The sequence below is a fragment of the Vibrio sp. Isolate23 genome (assembly GCF_022398095.1).
Lineage (GTDB): Bacteria > Pseudomonadota > Gammaproteobacteria > Enterobacterales > Vibrionaceae > Vibrio > Vibrio coralliilyticus_A.
The window spans coordinates 1-1,974 of record NZ_JAKEUV010000025.1 but is presented as its reverse complement, the minus strand read 5'-3'; the positions used below and the strand labels follow the sequence as shown (position 1 = coordinate 1,974).

Here is a 1,974-nt window from a genome sequence, read left to right as displayed (position 1 = left end):
ACAATTCGTTCGTTAAACTGTTGCTTACCTTCTTCACCAAACAAAGGAAGAATATCTAAAGCTGAAACTGCAGAGACAAGATTCAGCACAGCATCGATGTCATCCACTGATACGTTTTGAATTAACATATTACCTCCGAGCACCATAACGCCTCATTAAGGTGTGAGCGGCGCTTGGCTATACTTGAGCGAAGCGAAAGCGCCAAGCGTTGCGAATCACTCTTAAATGCTTTGTTATGTGCACTTTCCTAACATTACACCTTTCCATAGTTTGTCTTTTATTCCAGGCAATGTCGGGCCAATGTCTGAAATATCATGTGAGACTTCATACCGAGAGCCATTCGCTGAGATAACCTCTAATGATACGATCGTAAATTTGTCGACCGTACGATCTAAGTCTGGCGGCAATGGAAAGTCGAGATCATATTTGATAGTGAAGACTTTAATTTGACCAGGTTTAACAATGTATCGTTCCTTGTCATAAATATCGATATTTAGGTAAACCGAATCGTGTCTTAATGGACCAAGAGGAGATGCTCCCAATAACACTGGAGTGTCCTTAACAAAGAGTTCCTGTTGGCCTGTATTACTAAATGTATATGTCAGTTCTCGAGCAAAGCCGTTCTCATCTGTAGACTGACAAAAGTAATGACTACATAGAGTTAGTACACCTTTTGAGGAACGGCGGAAATGCGAAAGGTAGAGTGTAAAACATGAGATCAACACAGCTACGATCGATATTCCTAATGTAATAATATCTTTATATTCCACCAAAACCTCCTGTGCACATAACGCCCTTGCTAAGCGGCAACCAACAATACCTTAAAACTCAAACAAGCCACTGTAAACACTTGACCCAGCCAAACACAAAACTGCCAAGCGTTGGTTGTCCGTCTTAAGCTGATTGTTAGGTATGCTACCTTTGCTAGCTGCACAGGACTAACAAGGCCACAACACTGAAGAGCCCGATTAGGACATGGATTAGCCGTATTATTAAAGCGGTATAACCGAGTGAATATAGCTGGGACAAGATAAGCTTATTTTTATTTTTAACCAGGAGACCGACTTATGGGAGTTAAAAGCAAAAACGCTTCAGGAAGATACTGGACGGAAGTTATTGATGCTGTAAATGAAGCCTATGGTGATAGAGCAGATAACCTTACCTATGGTGGCTACAATAACCACTACGGCTGGGTCAACAGACCTGGCTGGTTTGCTGAGATACGTCGAGGGCTGTATCAGAGTTTAGAGTGGGACAGAACCACAAATACACCACTAACTCGTTGCCAAACCTGTGGTTTTATTATGTCTCCCCAAGCAGTTCAGATAGATCATATCGTTCCCTGGAATATGTATTTAGATGGATTCCGTCACCCCGGCTCACCGATGACTAACCTAGAAGCACGACTCCTATATAATGATCCGGCTAATTTGCGTGCCATTTGTGCTCTATGTAATGGTGCCCATCCGGAGGCGCGCGCTCCAGCGGGTAATACCCGGGGAGCATTTGAACGAGCTGCAGCTCAGCGCATTGATTTCCTAGTTGGGCTCCGCCTTAATGACGGTGACGATTAAGTGGCTTCTTAAAGCGGAAAACTCTCAATCACTGACGTCAAAACTTGCCAGTTAAATGAAGCCTTCACCTGAAAAAGTTTGAGCCACATAGCTGCAGAAACTAGCGATAAAGAAAGATTCGAAGTGGCTGAGTACAACAATAAAAACTGTAAAGACTTAAAGCAACCTAAAGCATTGTGCCATAAACACTAAACTGGCTTGAAGTGAAAGTGCCAAGCGTTGTGAATCCCTCTTAAATTGCTTGTTATATGCCTTGGATTCAAGTACGAAGTGCGACACCCCTGAAATTTAAAACAGTGAGATGTGCTATTCATAAGTTTTACTCCCGCCAAGAAGTGAAAAACCATGATTTACACACACCTCACTGAGAATGAAAGGTATATGATGTCCGCACTTAGAA

Annotated in this window: 2 protein-coding genes; one reads left to right on the top strand and one right to left on the bottom strand. The window is 42.6% G+C overall.

Annotated features, from left to right (window positions below):
- Positions 1 to 233: 233 nt before the first annotated feature.
- A complete protein-coding gene (locus tag L1D31_RS22400) occupies positions 234 to 725 on the bottom strand; it encodes a hypothetical protein (protein ID WP_239839143.1) in 492 nt (163 codons plus the stop codon).
- Positions 726 to 1,067: 342 nt separating this feature from the next.
- Between L1D31_RS22400 and L1D31_RS22395 the strand changes: the two genes are divergently transcribed.
- Positions 1,068 to 1,574 (top strand): HNH endonuclease signature motif containing protein, encoded by a 507-nt coding sequence (locus tag L1D31_RS22395; RefSeq protein ID WP_239839142.1) that lies wholly within the window; start codon positions 1,068 to 1,070, stop codon positions 1,572 to 1,574.
- Positions 1,575 to 1,974: the final 400 nt, after the last annotated feature.